Below are 15,570 nucleotides of genomic sequence, written 5' to 3'. Positions count from 1 at the left end.
ATGAGCACACTGACCCAGATCCGTGAAATCGTGCTGATGAATCTGAAAAGCATTCCGCAGCGGCTCGGCGCCTCGCTGGTCATCGTCATCGGCATCGCCGGTGTGGTCGGCGTGCTGGTGGCGATGCTGTCGATGTCGACCGGGCTCAATAAAACACTGACCGCCACCGGCGATCCGAACCGCGCCATCGTGCTGCGCGGTGGCTCCAACGGTGAACTGGCCAGCTTTCTCGATCGGAGTTCAGCCACACTGATCAAACAGGATCCGGCCATCGCCAGACACAGTGACCGCTTGCCACTGGCTTCAGGCGAATTGATCGTGATTACCGAAGTGCCGCGCAAAGGCCAAAGTTCGGGCGCCAACGTCTCGTTGCGCGGCGTCGAACCCAAAGGCCTGTCTGTCCGTCCGGAACTGAAACTGTTTGCGGGCCGATGCTTCAAGCCCGGCCTGCGCGAAATCATCGTCGGCAAAGGCGCCTTCACCCAATTCGACGGGCTGCAGGTTGGTGCAAAACTGAAATTCCGCGGCTCGTACTGGGATGTGGTCGGTATCTTCGAAACCGGCGATGCCCACGACTCCGAGCTGTGGGCCGATCTGGATACCGTGCAGAGTGCGTTCGGCCGATCCGGTGTGTCGTCGGTCGTCGTGCGCTTGAATTACCGCGAGGCATTCAAGGACCTGAAGCGCCGCCTGGAATCGGACCCGCAGCTGAACGTGGAAGTGAAGACTGAAAAAGATTACTTCTCCTCGCAGTCCTCCGGTCTGACCCGTCAGATCGGATTTCTGACCAGCATCGTTACCGTCATCATGGCCTTCGGTGCCCTGTTCGGCGCGCTCAATACCATGTATTCGGCGGTTTCAGCGCGTACGGCGGAAATCGGAACACTGCGCGCGCTCGGTTTCGGCAATGCACCGGTGGTGGCCTCGGTGATGGCGGAAGCGATGTTCCTGTCCCTGCTTGGTGGCGTTCTCGGTGCCGGCATCGCCTATGTGCTGTTCAACGACTACTCGGTATCCACACTCGGCGGCGGCTTCACCCAAGTTGCGTTTAATTTCGCAGTGACACCCGGCCTGGTCGCACAGGGGCTGAGCTGGGCACTGGCCATCGGCTTTCTCGGCGGATTGGCACCGGCGGTGCGGGCCGCACGTCTTCCGGTCACGGCGGCACTGCGAGGCTGATTGCATCGGCGTGTCAACGGAATCCGGAGTGCGGCGTTGACTCAGTACACGCCCGGAGCCGCCGACATGATATCCAAACGCTGCCTCGCCCTGCTTTTGCTTGTCCTGACTCCCCACACCCAGGCCGCCGAACGTTTGCAATTCGCACGCAGTGATGGCGCTGAAACACCTGCTTTGCATTACGCACCGGTGGGTGTCTGTCTTGGCACGGTGATTATCAGCCATGGCGCCGGCGGCTCCGAGAACGGTCTGGCCTACCTCGGCAAATTCATGCAGAGCAAAGGCTGGCGTGCCATCGTCCTTGGCCATGTCGAAAGCGGACGCGCGGCATTGCGCGGGAAAATCCCGGGACTGGACATCAAGGCGGGCTTGGCGGCGCTGATTACCGATCCGGCCGCCTACCGTGGCCGCTTTGCCGACATCCAAGCCGCTCTGGTCTGGCAGAAAGGCTGCTGTAAAAATCCGTTTACCGCATTGGTCGGTCATTCCATGGGTGCCGCAACGGTGATGCTGGCGGCCGGCGCAGACAATCAACTCGGACTACGCACCCGCATCGGCTTTGATGCCTATGTGGCCATGTCGCCGCAGGGCGCTGGTCGTATTTTTCCGGAGAATGCCTGGCGTGGCATCACGGCGCCCGTGTACGCATTGACCGGAACCGAAGACAAGGCGCTGAATGCGAACTGGCAATCACGTTTGGAGGCTTACAAAAGCATGCCGCCCGGTTGCAAATGGCAAGGCATCATTACCGATGCCAATCATATGGCCTTCGGCCGTGGCGGCTCGGAAGGCGAAACGGTTTTGATTACCGGTAGCGTGCTGAGCTTTCTGGAAAAAGCCAAGACCAAGGACTGCAGCCGCCCTTATAGCGGCAAGGGCATTCGCATCGACAGCAAGTGAATTCCTGAATGGATGGCAACGTGATGTCAAACGCTGTCAACCGGCGAGCTCCACTCCCGTTATTTCCTGTACACGCCAATACCGGCGCCTACTCCAAGGAGTATGTCATGTTGAAACCCGCCCTTATCCTCGTTGCCTTGTTCGCCGTTTCCGGACTGGCCGATGCTAAAGCCCCGCGAAGCGTGCATCTTGATCGCAAAGGCGACCGCATCGACCAACGTCTCGATATCAAGGGCGATCGCATCAATGACCGTCTGGATCGCAAATCCGACCGTGCCGATGCCAACGGTCACGAAAAGCGTGCACGCCATCTGGACATTCAAGGCAACCGCATCGAACGACGCTTGGATCGAAAGGGCGACCGCATCGACCAACGCCTGGATCGCCACGCCGCGCACGTCCGTCGTCGCGGTTGAGCTAGACTGGGCTCGGGCACCGGGATGATGACGGCTGATGAGTGATCTGCAGATGGCACGCTTTCTGGCTTCGGTCGAGCACCGTGCGTTCCGCATGGCCTTGGTCGCGGTCAGGCACCGCGATGACGCCCTGGATATCGTGCAGGATGCCATGCTGCAGCTGGTCCAGCGCTATGGCAGCAGGGATGCCTCGGAATGGCCACCACTGTTCCACCGCATCCTGCAGAACCGGATCATGGACTGCCACCGCGGCAAACGCTGGAGCCGGTTGTTGATGCCCTGGCGCGATGAGCCGGAAGACGGCCATCCGGGCTTCGACATCGCCGATCCGCAGCAGCTGCCGCAGGCCGAGCGTCTGCAGCAGACACGGGCCATGGCACGGCTGCAGACGGCGCTGCAACAATTGCCACTGCGGCAACAGCAGGCCTATCTTCTGCGGCATTGGGAAGGTCTGGACGTGAAACAGACCGCTGATGCTATGCGCTGTTCGGAAGGCAGTGTAAAAACCCATCTGTCGCGGGCTCTGGCGGCACTAAAAACCCAACTCGCGGAGGACTGGCCATGACCGGCACTGATGACAATCAACTGACACAGGATATCCGGCAGGTGCTGGATGCCAACCCACCCGATGCCGAAACCCGCAAGGCGCTTCAGCTTGCACGCGCGCGCGCGCTGACACCGGAACAAAAACGGACTTGGCGGATGCCCTGGCTCGAGTTCGCGGTCAGCGCATCGCTGGTTGCGGTGCTGGCCATCGCACTTCCGCGTCAGCCTGCAGCGGTCAAGCCGCCACAAGCGGTTGCCGCCGCCGGGAAACCCACACCACCTGCTAGCGCAACGGCGGCCAAGCCGGCCCTTAAAACAACGCCGGCAACGGTCGCAGCCGATGCCGATTTGCTGGAAAATCTCGAGCTTTATGAAGATGCCGAATTCTACCAATGGCTGTCCGAGCAGGACGGCGAAGGAGCACAAGATGCCTAAGTACATCCTTTCCCTGATTCTTTTCCTTGCCACTGTCAACGGCACGGCACTTGCCGCCGATAACGCGATTGCCTGGAAAAGCCTAAGCACAGCCGAACAGCAGGCCTTGCTGCCGATGAAAGACAAGTGGGCGACGTTGCCGCCGGAGCGCCAGGCCAAGCTCCGTGACAATGCCAAACGCTGGTCGGCGATGACGCCCGAGCAACAGGCACGCATCAAGCAGAACCGCGAACGCTGGCAGGCCATGACGCCGCAGCAGCGGCAACAGATGCAGCAGCGTCAGCAGCGTTTCCGGGAAATGACGCCGGAGCAGCGTCAGCGCATGAAGAAAGCGTTTGCACGTTACCGCGAGATGAGTCCGGTGCAAAAGCAGGCGATGCGTGAGCGATTCCGCAGCATGAGCCCCGAACAGCGCCGGGAACTGCGCGAACGCCGGCGCCGTGTGGATTGATCACGCACCGTGTAGGCGTTTACCCAGAGTGACGATACCGATGCTGATAAGAATCAGCATCATGGCGGTGACGGTATGTGAATTGACGGGTTCATCCAGGAGCATTGCGCCGAGCAGCAGCGCAATTGGCGGATTGACATAGGCGTAGCTGGTGGCCAGCGCTGGACGAACATGCTTGATCAGCCAGACGAAAGCCGAATAGCCAATGACCGAACCGAACAGCGCCAGATACAACATGGCGGCAGTCGCCTCGGCTCCGGGCATATGGGTGAAACGCTCGCCGATACCGAAACCGATGGCCAGTGAAATCAGACTGCCAAGCGCCATTTGCCAAGCCGACAGTACCAGCGAGTCCGGCAGATCACGCCCCTTGCTCCACATCGAGCCCCAGGCCCAGCCCAGAGGCGCGGCAATCACGCACAGCAGGCCGACGGTGGATACGCGCAGCTCGCTGCCCAGATTGAGCCAGACCACGCCGAGGAAACCGAGAATCAAACCACCCCACTCGATCCGGTTCGGATGATAGCCACGCAGCGCGGCGAACAGACCGGCCCACAGCGGCATCGCCGCCACGCCGATGGCCACCACGCCGCTGGAAACGCTTTGCTCGGCGATGTTCACGAACGCATTCGAGAGCACGGTCATCACCGTTGCCAGAATGACGATGGCACGCCACTGCCCGCGCTTCGGCAAAGGCGTGCGCCGCCAGGCCAGCCAGGCCAGCATCAATCCGCCGGCGATGGCCATGCGTGTGCCGGTCAGTAAAAACGGGGGGTAATCCGGCAGTGCCAACTTGATGGCGAAATAGGTCGAACCCCAAATCAGATAGACCGCCGCCAGCGCCGCAGCGACGTGACCGGGTTTCGGTGGCGTGATCATTGCGCAGTGACGCCGCTGCGTTCACGGCGCAACAGATCTTCCTTCAAGGGCAAGCCCCAACGATAACCGCCGAGCGACCCATCGCCGCGGATGATGCGGTGACAGGGCACCAGAACGGCTACCCGGTTGCCGGCACAGGCCCGTGCCACCGCACGTGCGGCTTTAGGCAGGGCCAGACGCTCGGCCAACTCGCTATAGGACAGGGTACTGCCCCGTGGAATGGTCATCAGCGCCTGCCAGACACGGTGCTGGAACGCCGTGCCAATCAATTCCACCGACACCCTCGCCGCTTTTCCGGATAGAGCATCGGCAACCGCACGAACCTTTTCCGCGATGATGCCGTCATGGTCGGGGACGTGATTAATTTCAGCATGAGGAAACTCGGCGCACAATTCTTCGAGCAATTGCGGCTGCTCGTCCGCCAACGCGACCGCGCAGATGCCACGCTCGGTGGCGGCGACAAGGGCGTTCCCCAGTACCGTCACCGTGATCGTCCAATGGATGGTCATGCCAGCGCCACCCTTTCGGTATACGGCCGGCAACATGCCGAGTTTGGCTGCACCGTTTTCATAGATTCGCGAACTCGATCCATAACCGCTATCGACCCAGGCCTGGGTCACATCCGGGGCATGTTTCAAATGCTGCTTCAAAGCAGCGACTTTGCGTTGTGCCGCATATTCCGCGGGGCTTAATCCGTAGGCCTGCTTGAAGCGTTTCTGCAGATAGCCCGGGCTCCAGCCGATGCGCTCGGCCAATTGCGGCAGCGGGCATGCGCCACTATCCAAAAGCCGGCGAGCAACATCCAACTTGTTTTCGATGATGGTGTCCATGCCGGCAGACTACCCCAGCTAAAGCCGGGGCGTTATCCGCATCCTGCACTACTGCGCCCAGACCTTGGCGGCATTGGACTTCGGAAACACCTGTGTCAGCAGCGGCTTACTGCCTTCCAGCAGAACGATGGCATCGGCAAGAATGGCTGCGGACTCATTCAGCAAGGGATCCGGGCGCTCCTTATCTGCATTTTCCTGGGCGATCTGCTCGCTGACTTTGCGCTCGTTGGCCTGCAGACCATCATCATTATCGTCCGGACCGGCCGACTTCAGGCCCAGGGCCTTGCGCTCGGCCTCGCGTGCTTCACGCTTGGCTTTGAATGCCGCCCGCTCGTCCAGACGCTCCTGCTCATTCAGGGAAACCGTTTTCTTGGCGCGGTCGGCCTTGAAGCTGGCCACATCCTGCATCCACCAGCTGAACTCCTTGTCGCCGGTGATGCGGGTCTCGTGACGGCTGATCAGCTGCGGATTGATGGCCTTGAACATGCCGAGACGGCTGTAGCTGGCTGCCGGAATTTCGGTATATGGCAGGGCATTGTCGAAGGTGCTTTCGCCGTATTCACCGGCATCGACGGTCACCGGAAACGGCACATCCGGGCTTACCGCAGCATTCTGCGTGGTGCCGCCGTTGATGCGGAAAAACTGGGCAGTGGTCATGTGCAGATCGCCGAGTTTGAAATCCTTGGTGCGCTTATACCGATCGAAAGGAATGACACTTTGCACGGTGCCTTTACCGAAGGTCGGCTCGCCGATGATCAGGCCGCGGCCGTAATCCTGGATGGCGGCTGCGAAGATTTCCGAAGCCGATGCCGAAGACCGGTTGACCAGAACCGCCAGCGGGCCGGACCAGGCCACGCCGGATTCGGTATCGCCGCCGACTTCGATGTCGCCGTTGCTGCTGCGCACCTGCACGACCGGGCCGGTGTCGATGAACAGGCCAGTCAGCTCGATGGCTTCCGGCAGGGCGCCACCGCCATTGCTGCGCAGATCAACGACCACGCCGTCGACTTTCTCGGTCTTAAGTTCGGTCAACAGCTTGCGGACATCGGAAGTCGCCGAACGGACATCGGGGTCGCCGCGGCGGGCCGCTTCGAAATCCAGATAGAATGCCGGCAACTCGATCACGCCGATGCGCTTGCCGCCGCTTTCGATGATTTTCTTGCTGGCCGCCTGTTCCTCGAGTTTGATTTTGTCACGCACCACACGCACAATCTGGCGGGTGCCGTCGGCGCCCTCATCGCCGGACTGCACTTCCAGACGCACCACGGTGCCCTTGGCGCCGCGGACCTTGGCCACGACATCGTCAATGGACCAGTCCACCACATCGACCATCGGACCGCTGTCGCCCTGGCCGACCGCCAGAATGCGGTCACCGGCTTTGATCTTTCCGGTTTTCTCGGCGGGGCTGCCCGGCATGATGGTGCGGAACAGCACGAAACCATCCTGCTGCTGCAGCACCGCACCGACGCCTTCCAGCGACAGTTTCATGGTCATTTCGAAGTTCTCCGCACTGCGCGGCGAGAAATACGCCGTGTGCGGATCTATCGCATTGCCATAGGCATTCATGTAGTTCTCGAAGACATCATCACCATCGAGCTGGTGGATGCGACGCGAAAGATCGCTGTAGCGCTTATCGAGCATGGTACGGATTTCAGGCATGCTGCGGCCGGCCAGCTTCAGGCGCAGCACGTCGTTCTTGACCGACTGCCGCCAGATTTCATCGAGCGCCTTGTTGTCTGCCGCCCAAGGGGCCTCCTCGCGGTCGTAGTGATAGGACTCCTTCACGGTAAAGTCGAAATCCTGTTTCAGCAGATTGCGGGCATAGGCGATGCGCTGGTCAACCCGCGTGAGGTAAACCTTGAAGATGGTGAACGGTGTCGAGAAATCCTTGGCCTTGACCGCATCGTCATGCTTGGTTTCAAAATTTTTGAATCCGGCGATGTCGCTGGCCAGGAAGAACATCCGGTTGCCATCAAGGGACTCGAGGTATTTCGCATGCATCTTGCGTGAGAGCTCATCGTCGAGCGGCAGCGGACGGTAGCTGAAATCGCTGCCCGAAAGGTGCAGATACATGAGTGTTCCGGCCTGGGACTGGGCCTCCGTGGGGGCCAACGCCGCTTTCTCGGCCGGGGCGCTGCCCTGTGTTGCCGCATAAGCGATGGCCAGAGGCAGCAGTGCCGCGATTGCCAGAACGATCCGTTTTTTCATGGGTTGCCTCTTAAGTTACCGCCATTGTGCGCGCAAAGCGTGGGGAAAAGCATGGGCCATTGGTTGGGTCAGGCTTCGACGAACCCGGCATCCATGGCCATGCGGTCCGCGTGGTAGCTGGAACGCACCATTGGTCCTGATGCGACATGGGTGAAGCCCAGTTGGTTCCCGTAGGCTTCGATTTCGGCGAATTCTTCCGGGGTCCAGTAGCGGATCACCGGATGGTGGTGCGGGGTCGGCTGCAGGTACTGGCCGACGGTAATCATGTCGACGTCATGGGCACGCAGATCGCGGAGCGTCTGCTGGACCTGTTCCATGGTTTCACCCAGCCCGAGCATGATGCCGGATTTGGTCGGTACTCCGGGATTGTCGGCCTTGAACTGCTTCAGCAGGGTCAGGGACCACTGGTAGTCGGCTCCGGGACGTACATTCGGGTACAGATCGGGCACGGTTTCAAGATTGTGGTTGAACACATCCGGTGGCGATTGATTCAGCAGCTCCAGCGCGCGTTCCATACGGCCCTTGCCGCGGAAGTCCGGGGTCAGGATTTCGATCTTTATGCCCGGACTGAAACGGCGGACCTCTTCGATGCAGCGGGTGAAATGTTCGGCGCCACCATCACGCAGATCATCGCGGTCGACCGAAGTGATCACCACATAGCGCAGCTTCATGTCGGCGATGGTTTTGGCCAGATTCAAGGGCTCGGAAGCATCCGGCGGCTTCGGGCGGCCATGCGCAACGTCGCAGAAACTGCAACGCCGGGTGCAGACCTCACCCAGAATCATGAAGGTGGCGGTGCCATGACTGAAACACTCATGGATGTTCGGGCAGCTGGCCTCTTCGCAGACGGTAACCAAACGGTTCTCGCGCAGCTGCGATTTCAATTTGGCGACGGCGTTGCCGGAGGGAATGCGGACCCGGATCCAGCTCGGTTTGCGCAATACCGATGCCTCGGCGAAATTGACCGGGCTGCGTGCGATTTTGCTTTCGCCCAGTTGCTTGACCCCGGCCTCAAGGCTGGTGACGGTCTGCGCGGCGATGGTTTTATCCTTGGACATTACGCACTCACGTTTCGGGAAGGAATGCCGGCGGCAACGCATCGGTCAAGACCGGGGTCAATCCCAGCTGCTGCGAGAGATGCGCCACCAGCACGGGCTCGACCTGATCAAGGCCCACGGCTGGATTCAATTCTAGCATCTGCGTCACTTCCAAGCCGGCATAACCGCAGGGGTTGATGCCGTGGAATGGCGTCAGATCCATGGCAATGTTGAAGGCCAAGCCGTGTAGGCTGCAGCCATGCTTCACACGCAGGCCAAGGGCGGCGATTTTGGCGGCGCCGACATACACCCCGGGCGCCCCGGTGCGACGTTCGGCCGCGATATCCCAGTGGGCAAGCGTGTCGATCAGCGCCTGCTCGATACGGGTGACCAGTTCGCGCACGCCGATGCCCAGACGGCGGATATTGACCAGCGGATAGGCCACGATCTGGCCGGGGCCGTGATAGGTCACCTGCCCGCCCCGGTTGCACCGGATGACCGGAATATCGCCCGGCAGCAGGACATGTTCGGGTTTGCCGGCCTGACCGAGGGTATACACGGGCGCATGCTGGAGCAGCCAGAGCTCATCATGGCCATCGGCATCGCCGCGCCTGGCGGTGTGCCGCTCCTGGGCCTCCCAGACCGGTGCGTAGGGCTGGATCCCGAGCCGGCGAATCTGCCAAGACGGGTTTACAGCGTCCACTTGATCTCGGGATGGGCCCGCAAAGCATGATGCGCCGCCTCATAGTCGGCGCGGGTTTCAGCCTTGAACTGCAGGCTGACCGAAACGAACCGGCCGGCACTGGAAGCGCGGCTGGACACGGTTTCATGCAGCACAGTCAATCCGGCCTGTTCCAGCTCATGCGGAACGGCCGTTTCCAAATGGGCGGCGGCACTGCCCAGGGCGGTGATTTCAAACACGCCCGGGAAGGCGAAGCCCTTTTCAGGGGGTTTTTCGGTAGTCATGGACTCATTATCGGGGCAATCCGGACAAAACCCAAGGCCGGACCGGGAGATATGTCTTCTGGCACATTTTCTTAACGTGGTTTCACGTAAAATCGGGAGGTTATCCACCAAAGGTCCTTCCCCATGTTGAAAAACCCCGTCACCCTCGCCATCGCCCTGGCCCTAGCCACCGCAAGCCTCGGTCTTCCGACCGAAACGGCCCACGCCGCATCCAAGGAATCCGTGCAAGCCATGAATCCGTTCTTCCAGAAAAGCCCACTGCCCTTCCAATATCCGCAATTCGACCGCATCAACAATGCGTCCTATGGACCGGCCTTTGAAGCCGGCATGAAAGAGGGTGCGGCCGATATCGAGAAGATTGCCAACAATACGGCCAAACCGACGTTCGAAAATACGATTGTTGCGATGGAAAAATCCGGACAGGTGCTCGACCGCGTATCCACCGTATTCTTCAGCCTGATTGGCACCAACAACAATCCGGACATGCTCAAAATGCAGGCGGAACTGGCCCCGAAACTGTCGGCCTACTCCGATGCCATCACCCTGAACGGTAAACTGTATGCCCGCGTCAAGGCGCTGTATGACCAGCGCGATAGCATCGGACTGGACGCCGAATCCAAGCGCCTGCTCGAGCGCTACCACACCGATTTCGTCCGCGAAGGCGCACAGCTGAACGAAGCCGACAAAACCACGTTGAAAGACATCAATGCCAAGCTGGCCGGTCTGCAGACCACCTTCAGCCAGAATGTGCAGAAGGAAGTCAACGCCGCCGCCATCGTGGTCGACCGCAGGGAAGATCTCGCCGGCATGTCCGACTCCGACATCGCCGCCGCCGCCGCCGTGGCCAAAGCCCGCGGCATGGAAGGCAAGTACGTCATCGCCTTGCTCAACACCTCCGGACAGCCTGCGCTGGATTCACTTAACAACCGTGCATTGCGCGAACGCATCCAGAAAGCGTCGATTGCCCGTGGCAGCCAGGGCGGTGAATTCGACAACCGCGCCGTGTTCGCCGAAATCGTGAAGCTGCGTGCCCAGCGCGCCAAACTGCTCGGCTATGGCAACCATGCCGAATACGTGCTGGAGGATGCCACCGCGAAGACCACCGGTGCGGTCAACAAGATGCTGTTCGGTCTGGCGCCTGCGGCTGTGGCCAACGCCAAGAAAGAAGCGGCCGATATGCAGAAAGTGGTCGATGCCGAAAAAGGCAAATTCCAGCTGGCTGCCTGGGACTGGTCGTACTATGCAGAGAAGGTCCGCAAGGACCGTTATGCTTTCGATGAATCGCAACTGCGTCCCTATTTCGAAATGACCAACGTTCTTGAAAACGGCGTTTTCTATGCCGCCGAAAAACTTTACGGCCTGACCTTCAAGCGCCGCGATGATCTTCCGAAATACCATGAAGACACCTCGGTCTACGAAGTATTCGATGCCGATGGCAGCCATCTGGCGCTGTTCATCGCCGATATGTATGCGCGCGATAACAAACGCGGCGGCGCCTGGATGAACGCTTATGTGTCGCAGAACCGCCTGACCGGCAATACGCCGGTGGTGGCCAACCACCTGAACGTGCCGAAGCCGCCGAAAGGCGAGCCCACGCTGTTGACCTTCGATGAGGTCACCACCATGTTCCATGAATTCGGTCATGCGCTGCACGGCATGTTCTCGGACGTGAAATATCCGCGCTTCTCCGGCACATCCGTGCCGCGCGATTTCGTCGAATACCCCTCGCAGGTCAACGAAATGTGGGCGACCGATCCGGCCATCCTGAGCAATTATGCCAAGCATTACCAGACCGGTGCGCAGATCCCGCAGGCGCTGCTGGACAAGGTGCAGGCCGCGGCACAGTTCAACGAAGGATTCCGTACCACCGAATATCTGGCCGCTTCCATCATCGACCAGTCCTGGCATCAGAAAACCGCCGACCAGCTACCCGGTGCCGATGGCGTCCTGGCGTTTGAAAGCAAAGCCCTGGACGAAGCCGGCATCAATCTGGCTCTGGTGCCGCCGCGCTACCGCACCACGTATTTCAGCCACATCATCGGCGGCTATTCGGCCGGCTATTACTCCTACCTGTGGAGCGAAGTGCTGGATGCCGACTCGGTCGAATGGTTCAAGGAAAACGGCGGACTGAAGCGCGAGAATGGCGATCACTTCCGTAAGACTCTGCTGTCGCGTGGCGGCAGCGAGGATGCGATGAAGCTGTTCGAGGATTTCCGCGGCCGCGCTCCGGACATCCAGCCGCTGCTGAAACGCCGCGGTCTGACCGCCGCGCCGGAAACCAAGTAAGTCTCACACGCAACACAAAAAAACCGGCGCACGCCGGTTTTTTTGTTACGGAATTATTGAGGGTTACAGGTTATCCCACCACATCAGGAAACCGTCCCACAGACGTCCGAAGAACCCGGCTTCGGCCACGGCGGTTTTGGCGACCAGCGGCGCTTCTGCAACCACTTTGCCGTCGAGACTGATTTTCAGCGTACCGACTTTCTGACCGGCAGCCAGCGGTGCGATGACATGCTTGGGCAGATCGATATTGGCTTTCAAAGCATCGAACTTACCACGCGGCAGGGAAACACTGAAAGGCGAAGCCACAGTCAGCGCCACGGCATTTTCTTTGCCTTTCCAGACGCGCGGCGAAGCGATGATTTTGTCCGGCGTATACAGCGTACGGGTTTCATAAAAGCGGAAGCCCCAGTTCAGAAGCGCCAGATTGCCGTTTTCGCGCAGAGCGAAACCCTGCCTCTGCGTATCGGTCTGGATGCCGAGCACTACCGACACCAGGCGCTGTTCACCGCGCTTGGCCGAAGCCAGCAGGCAGTAGCCGGCGCCCGAGGTATGGCCGGTTTTGATGCCGTCGACCGAGGCGTCCTTCCACAACAGGCCATTGCGGTTGTGCTGACGGATGCCGTTGACCGTGTATTCCTTGATCTTGTTGTACGAATAAGCTTCCGGGAAGTCACGAATCATCGCGCGTCCCATCAGCGCCAGATCGCGTGCGGTCGAGTAATGGTTCGGATCCGAAAGGCCATGCGGATTGGCGAAGTTGGTATTGTTCATGCCGATTTTCTTGGCATAGGTGTTCATCAACTCCACGAATGCCACTTCGGAACCGGCCACGTGTTCGGCCAATGCGATGGCGGCATCATTGCCGGACTGGATGACCATGCCGCGCTCGAGTTCATCGAGGCTGACCGTGCTGCCCAGCGGCAGGAAGCTGGTGGATCCGTCGGTACCGCCACCGCCGCCGCGCCAGGCGTTTTCGCTGATCAGCACCTGCTCGGTGCGCTTGATTTTGCCGGCTTTCATTTCGGCGGCGACCACATAGGACGTCATCACTTTGGTGATGCTGGCCGGTTCAACGCGGGCATCCGGATTGGCGCCGGCCAAAACCTGACCATTGCTGAAGTCCATCAACAGCCAGGCCGAAGCGCCGGTCGGCGCCGGCGCGGCCGGAATCTGCACGGAATTTGACGGGGCCGCATTCGGCACCGGAACGGATTGCGCGGCAGCGAAAGCCACGGCACACAGTGCGGCACTGGCCGCAAGAAAACGGGGGAATCGCATGAAAGCTCCAAAAGGGGGTTGCAACCCTGCCATTTTAAGCCTATTCGGACCCGACACGGACTCCCTGCAGGCCGATTTCCTGCAATAACTGCTGAATCCGCGGGATTTCCAGACTATTCAAGGGGCCGATGCGGACCCGCCAGACCGGCCCCTGCTCGGTCCGTGCTTTCTGGATGAAGGCGGCATCGATGGAAAGATCGCGCAACCGCTCCTTCAGAACCTTGGCATTGTCTTCGCTGGCAAAGGAACCGACCTGCAGATAGCGCTGTTCGCTTTCCGGCGTTTCCACGACCGCGACTGGAGCCAAATCCTCGAGATTGCTGACGGCTTCGACCTCGACCTTGGCCGTACCGAGACGGTTGATGCCGAGCTTGGTGGCGGCCGCAAAACTCAAATCGATGATTCGGCCTTCATGGAAGGGGCCGCGGTCGTTGACGCGCACAATCACCGACTGCCCGGTATCCAGCCGGGTCACCCGGACGAAGCTCGGCAGCGGCAAGGACTTGTGTGCGGCGCTGAATTGGCACATGTCGTAGATTTCGCCGCTGGAGGTGGTGCGCCCGTGGAATTTGGTGCCGTACCAGGAGGCGACGCCGCGTTCCTTGTAACCTTCCGCCGAATCACGCACATAATAACTGCGGCCCAAGACCTTGTAGGGCGATCGGTTGCCCCCTCTTGATTTCGGCTCGCTGCGCGGCACCGGCTCTTTCAGCAGGCTGACATCGAGTTCACCATCCGGATGGGCGTCGGCAACACCGGGCGCGTAGAGACCGCCTTTGGTGTAATTGCGTTCGTCATGCTGCATCACCTGCCGGCAGACGCGCGCGTTGTTGCGTTCGGCTTCGCCCGCGGTGTCCGACAGGGGCGGAGTCACCGCCGGAACCTGTGCCTGTGGCGGTTTTGATGCAGACGGCGCCGGCACTTCAGGACGTGGCGGGGCGCTGCTGCAGGCCGCGAGCATAAGCGCCAGTAAGGGCGCGTATTTCAATGCCGTCATCGTCCGGCCGGTGCTTGGGCGGCAACGGAAGAGTCTTCAGGCGCCCCGTAGGACCGCTGCGCAATTTCCTGCGACAGCTGCCAGACCGCCATGGCATACATCGGCGATCGGTTGTAGCGGGTAATCACCCAGAAGTTCTTGAAACCGATCCAATGCTCGGTGCCCTGCACGCCTTCAAGCGTCAGCAAAGTAGACGGCAGGTTCTCCACCGGACGGACCGGCGAATATCCCCGGGCGGCAAGTTCGGCCAAAGTGAACTTCGCCTCCCAGTTTTCCGGTTTATACGGTGCGGCGCCCGGGCTTGCAACGGCTCTTACGAACACCGGCTTTTCGGTCTGCCATCCGAAGCCGTTGAAGTAATTGGCGATGGATGCAAAAGCATCTTTCTTCGAGCCGAACAAATCACGACGGCCGTCACCGTCGCCGTCCACCGCATATTTTCGGTAGCTCGACGGCATGAATTGACCCAAGCCCATGGCGCCGGCATAGCTGCCCTTTAAAGCATGGATGTCGAATCCTTCCTCGCGTACCAATGCGAATAATTGGCCCAGCTCATCGGTGAAAAAAGCGGAGCGCGCCGGATTGGGCTTGCCGTTGATGATTGGGTAATGAAAGGCCAATGTATACAGTGCATCGAGGACATTGTGGCTTCCCATATTGCCGCCCCATCCGGTTTCAACGCCCATGATGGCCAGGATGATTTCAGACGGCACGCCGCTCTTGACGGCAATCTCCTCGACGCTGACGCGGTTATCGGCGAAATAGGTACGGCCCTGCCGGATCCGGCCATCGGTCAGGAAGATGGGGCGGTACTGCGCCCAGGTCCGGGTCGATTCCGCCGGACGCGCCATGGCATTGACGATCGACTGTTTGTAGACCGCCTTGGACAGGGTGTCGCGGATTTCACTTTCAGGAATGCCGTATTTCTTTGCAGTATCGGCGATGAATTGCTGCTTGCGTGTTTGCAGATCCGCGCTCAGCGGCTCGCTGTCTGCCGGCGGTGCTGGCGGCAGTGGCGCGGGAACCGGAACCGGCGCCGTCGGTACTGCAGCCTGCTTGACCGGTGTGCCGGTGCAACTGGCCAGTGCAAGGGTCATCACCAGCATCGGAATCTTTTTCATATCTTGTGTCCTTGTTCGCCCATCCGCACGATTCCAAATTA

General features: G+C 60.2%; 16 protein-coding genes. 7 read left to right on the top strand and 9 right to left on the bottom strand.

From position 1 onward, the window contains the following. The 6 genes from ACIQ1A_RS01425 to ACIQ1A_RS01400 all read left to right on the top strand — a co-directional run bounded on the left by ACIQ1A_RS01425 (position 1) and on the right by ACIQ1A_RS01400 (position 3,927). The gene (locus ACIQ1A_RS01425) at positions 1–1,179 is read left to right on the top strand and encodes an ABC transporter permease (protein ID WP_395769300.1); all 1,179 of its coding nucleotides are present in this window, start codon (positions 1–3) and stop codon (positions 1,177–1,179) included. Between the two features lie 66 nt (positions 1,180–1,245). After that, entirely contained in the window at positions 1,246–2,079 is an 834-nt protein-coding gene (locus ACIQ1A_RS01420; RefSeq protein ID WP_395769299.1) for an alpha/beta hydrolase family protein, read from the top strand. Positions 2,080–2,186: 107 nt separating this feature from the next. After that, positions 2,187–2,495 carry a hypothetical protein gene (locus tag ACIQ1A_RS01415; protein WP_395769298.1) on the top strand — a complete coding sequence of 103 codons (309 nt, stop codon included), beginning with the start codon at positions 2,187–2,189 and terminating at the stop codon, positions 2,493–2,495. Positions 2,496–2,532: 37 nt separating this feature from the next. Beyond that, on the top strand, positions 2,533–3,060 hold the full coding sequence (locus ACIQ1A_RS01410) for an RNA polymerase sigma factor (RefSeq protein ID WP_395769297.1): 528 nt from the start codon (positions 2,533–2,535) through the stop codon (positions 3,058–3,060). Then, positions 3,057–3,476 (top strand): hypothetical protein, encoded by a 420-nt coding sequence (locus ACIQ1A_RS01405; RefSeq protein ID WP_395769296.1) that lies wholly within the window; start codon positions 3,057–3,059, stop codon positions 3,474–3,476. The genes ACIQ1A_RS01410 and ACIQ1A_RS01405 overlap by 4 nt, the downstream gene beginning before the upstream one ends. Then, positions 3,469–3,927 carry a DUF3106 domain-containing protein gene (locus ACIQ1A_RS01400; RefSeq protein ID WP_395769295.1) on the top strand — a complete coding sequence of 153 codons (459 nt, stop codon included), beginning with the start codon at positions 3,469–3,471 and terminating at the stop codon, positions 3,925–3,927. Before ACIQ1A_RS01405 ends, ACIQ1A_RS01400 begins: the two co-directional genes overlap by 8 nt. Here ACIQ1A_RS01400 and yedA read toward each other — a convergent pair whose 3' ends face one another. The 6 genes from yedA to ACIQ1A_RS01370 form a co-directional block, all read right to left on the bottom strand. Then, positions 3,928–4,806: a drug/metabolite exporter YedA gene (gene yedA, locus ACIQ1A_RS01395; RefSeq protein WP_395769294.1), complete on the bottom strand. Its 879-nt coding sequence runs from the start codon at positions 4,804–4,806 to the stop codon at positions 3,928–3,930. It abuts the gene before it with no gap. Then, on the bottom strand, positions 4,803–5,636 hold the full coding sequence (locus ACIQ1A_RS01390; protein WP_395769293.1) for a bifunctional transcriptional activator/DNA repair enzyme AdaA: 834 nt from the start codon (positions 5,634–5,636) through the stop codon (positions 4,803–4,805). Before ACIQ1A_RS01390 ends, yedA begins: the two co-directional genes overlap by 4 nt. Before the next feature lie 48 nt (positions 5,637–5,684). Continuing rightward, a complete protein-coding gene (locus ACIQ1A_RS01385; protein WP_395769292.1) occupies positions 5,685–7,844 on the bottom strand; it encodes a carboxy terminal-processing peptidase in 2,160 nt (719 codons plus the stop codon). A gap of 68 nt (positions 7,845–7,912) precedes the next feature. Beyond that, complete coding sequence (lipA, locus tag ACIQ1A_RS01380) at positions 7,913–8,902, bottom strand: lipoyl synthase (RefSeq protein WP_395769291.1); 990 nt, start codon at positions 8,900–8,902, stop codon at positions 7,913–7,915. A gap of 7 nt (positions 8,903–8,909) precedes the next feature. After that, entirely contained in the window at positions 8,910–9,584 is a 675-nt protein-coding gene (gene lipB / locus ACIQ1A_RS01375; protein ID WP_395769290.1) for a lipoyl(octanoyl) transferase LipB, read from the bottom strand. Then, positions 9,572–9,847, bottom strand: coding sequence for a DUF493 family protein (locus ACIQ1A_RS01370; RefSeq protein ID WP_395769289.1), 276 nt, complete (start codon positions 9,845–9,847; stop codon positions 9,572–9,574). The genes lipB and ACIQ1A_RS01370 overlap by 13 nt, the downstream gene beginning before the upstream one ends. 123 nt (positions 9,848–9,970) lie before the next feature. Between ACIQ1A_RS01370 and ACIQ1A_RS01365 the strand changes: the two genes are divergently transcribed. Next, complete coding sequence (locus ACIQ1A_RS01365; RefSeq protein WP_395769288.1) at positions 9,971–12,133, top strand: M3 family metallopeptidase; 2,163 nt, start codon at positions 9,971–9,973, stop codon at positions 12,131–12,133. A 63-nt stretch (positions 12,134–12,196) separates the two neighbouring features. Here the strand turns inward: ACIQ1A_RS01365 and ACIQ1A_RS01360 are convergent, their stop codons facing one another. The 3 genes from ACIQ1A_RS01360 to mltB are packed head-to-tail and all read right to left on the bottom strand — an operon-like array spanning position 12,197 to position 15,529. Then, a complete protein-coding gene (locus ACIQ1A_RS01360) occupies positions 12,197–13,411 on the bottom strand; it encodes a D-alanyl-D-alanine carboxypeptidase family protein (RefSeq protein WP_395769287.1) in 1,215 nt (404 codons plus the stop codon). Between the two features lie 40 nt (positions 13,412–13,451). Further along, positions 13,452–14,408 carry a septal ring lytic transglycosylase RlpA family protein gene (locus ACIQ1A_RS01355; RefSeq protein WP_395769286.1) on the bottom strand — a complete coding sequence of 319 codons (957 nt, stop codon included), beginning with the start codon at positions 14,406–14,408 and terminating at the stop codon, positions 13,452–13,454. Next, positions 14,405–15,529 (bottom strand): lytic murein transglycosylase B, encoded by a 1,125-nt coding sequence (mltB, locus tag ACIQ1A_RS01350; protein WP_395769285.1) that lies wholly within the window; start codon positions 15,527–15,529, stop codon positions 14,405–14,407. Before mltB ends, ACIQ1A_RS01355 begins: the two co-directional genes overlap by 4 nt. Positions 15,530–15,570: the final 41 nt, after the last annotated feature.

This window comes from Arenimonas sp. (genome assembly GCF_044353605.1).
GTDB lineage: Bacteria > Pseudomonadota > Gammaproteobacteria > Xanthomonadales > Xanthomonadaceae > Arenimonas.
This window is presented reverse-complemented; position numbering and strand designations above follow the sequence as displayed.

What these genes read in the sequence shown, in the direction of transcription:
- ACIQ1A_RS01425 (WP_395769300.1), top strand. Translation starts at nt 1, where the DNA reads ATGAGCACACTGACCCAGATCCGTGAAATCGTGCTGATGAATCTGAAA.
- lipA (WP_395769291.1), bottom strand. Translation starts at nt 8,902, where the DNA reads ATGTCCAAGGATAAAACCATCGCCGCGCAGACCGTCACCAGCCTTGAG.
- mltB (WP_395769285.1), bottom strand. Translation starts at nt 15,529, where the DNA reads ATGAAAAAGATTCCGATGCTGGTGATGACCCTTGCACTGGCCAGTTGC.
- ACIQ1A_RS01410 (WP_395769297.1), top strand. Translation starts at nt 2,533, where the DNA reads ATGAGTGATCTGCAGATGGCACGCTTTCTGGCTTCGGTCGAGCACCGT.
- ACIQ1A_RS01420 (WP_395769299.1), top strand. Translation starts at nt 1,246, where the DNA reads ATGATATCCAAACGCTGCCTCGCCCTGCTTTTGCTTGTCCTGACTCCC.
- ACIQ1A_RS01360 (WP_395769287.1), bottom strand. Translation starts at nt 13,411, where the DNA reads ATGCGATTCCCCCGTTTTCTTGCGGCCAGTGCCGCACTGTGTGCCGTG.
- ACIQ1A_RS01370 (WP_395769289.1), bottom strand. Translation starts at nt 9,847, where the DNA reads ATGACTACCGAAAAACCCCCTGAAAAGGGCTTCGCCTTCCCGGGCGTG.
- ACIQ1A_RS01365 (WP_395769288.1), top strand. Translation starts at nt 9,971, where the DNA reads ATGTTGAAAAACCCCGTCACCCTCGCCATCGCCCTGGCCCTAGCCACC.
- ACIQ1A_RS01415 (WP_395769298.1), top strand. Translation starts at nt 2,187, where the DNA reads ATGTTGAAACCCGCCCTTATCCTCGTTGCCTTGTTCGCCGTTTCCGGA.
- ACIQ1A_RS01400 (WP_395769295.1), top strand. Translation starts at nt 3,469, where the DNA reads ATGCCTAAGTACATCCTTTCCCTGATTCTTTTCCTTGCCACTGTCAAC.
- yedA (WP_395769294.1), bottom strand. Translation starts at nt 4,806, where the DNA reads ATGATCACGCCACCGAAACCCGGTCACGTCGCTGCGGCGCTGGCGGCG.
- ACIQ1A_RS01390 (WP_395769293.1), bottom strand. Translation starts at nt 5,636, where the DNA reads ATGGACACCATCATCGAAAACAAGTTGGATGTTGCTCGCCGGCTTTTG.
- ACIQ1A_RS01355 (WP_395769286.1), bottom strand. Translation starts at nt 14,408, where the DNA reads ATGACGGCATTGAAATACGCGCCCTTACTGGCGCTTATGCTCGCGGCC.
- ACIQ1A_RS01385 (WP_395769292.1), bottom strand. Translation starts at nt 7,844, where the DNA reads ATGAAAAAACGGATCGTTCTGGCAATCGCGGCACTGCTGCCTCTGGCC.
- ACIQ1A_RS01405 (WP_395769296.1), top strand. Translation starts at nt 3,057, where the DNA reads ATGACCGGCACTGATGACAATCAACTGACACAGGATATCCGGCAGGTG.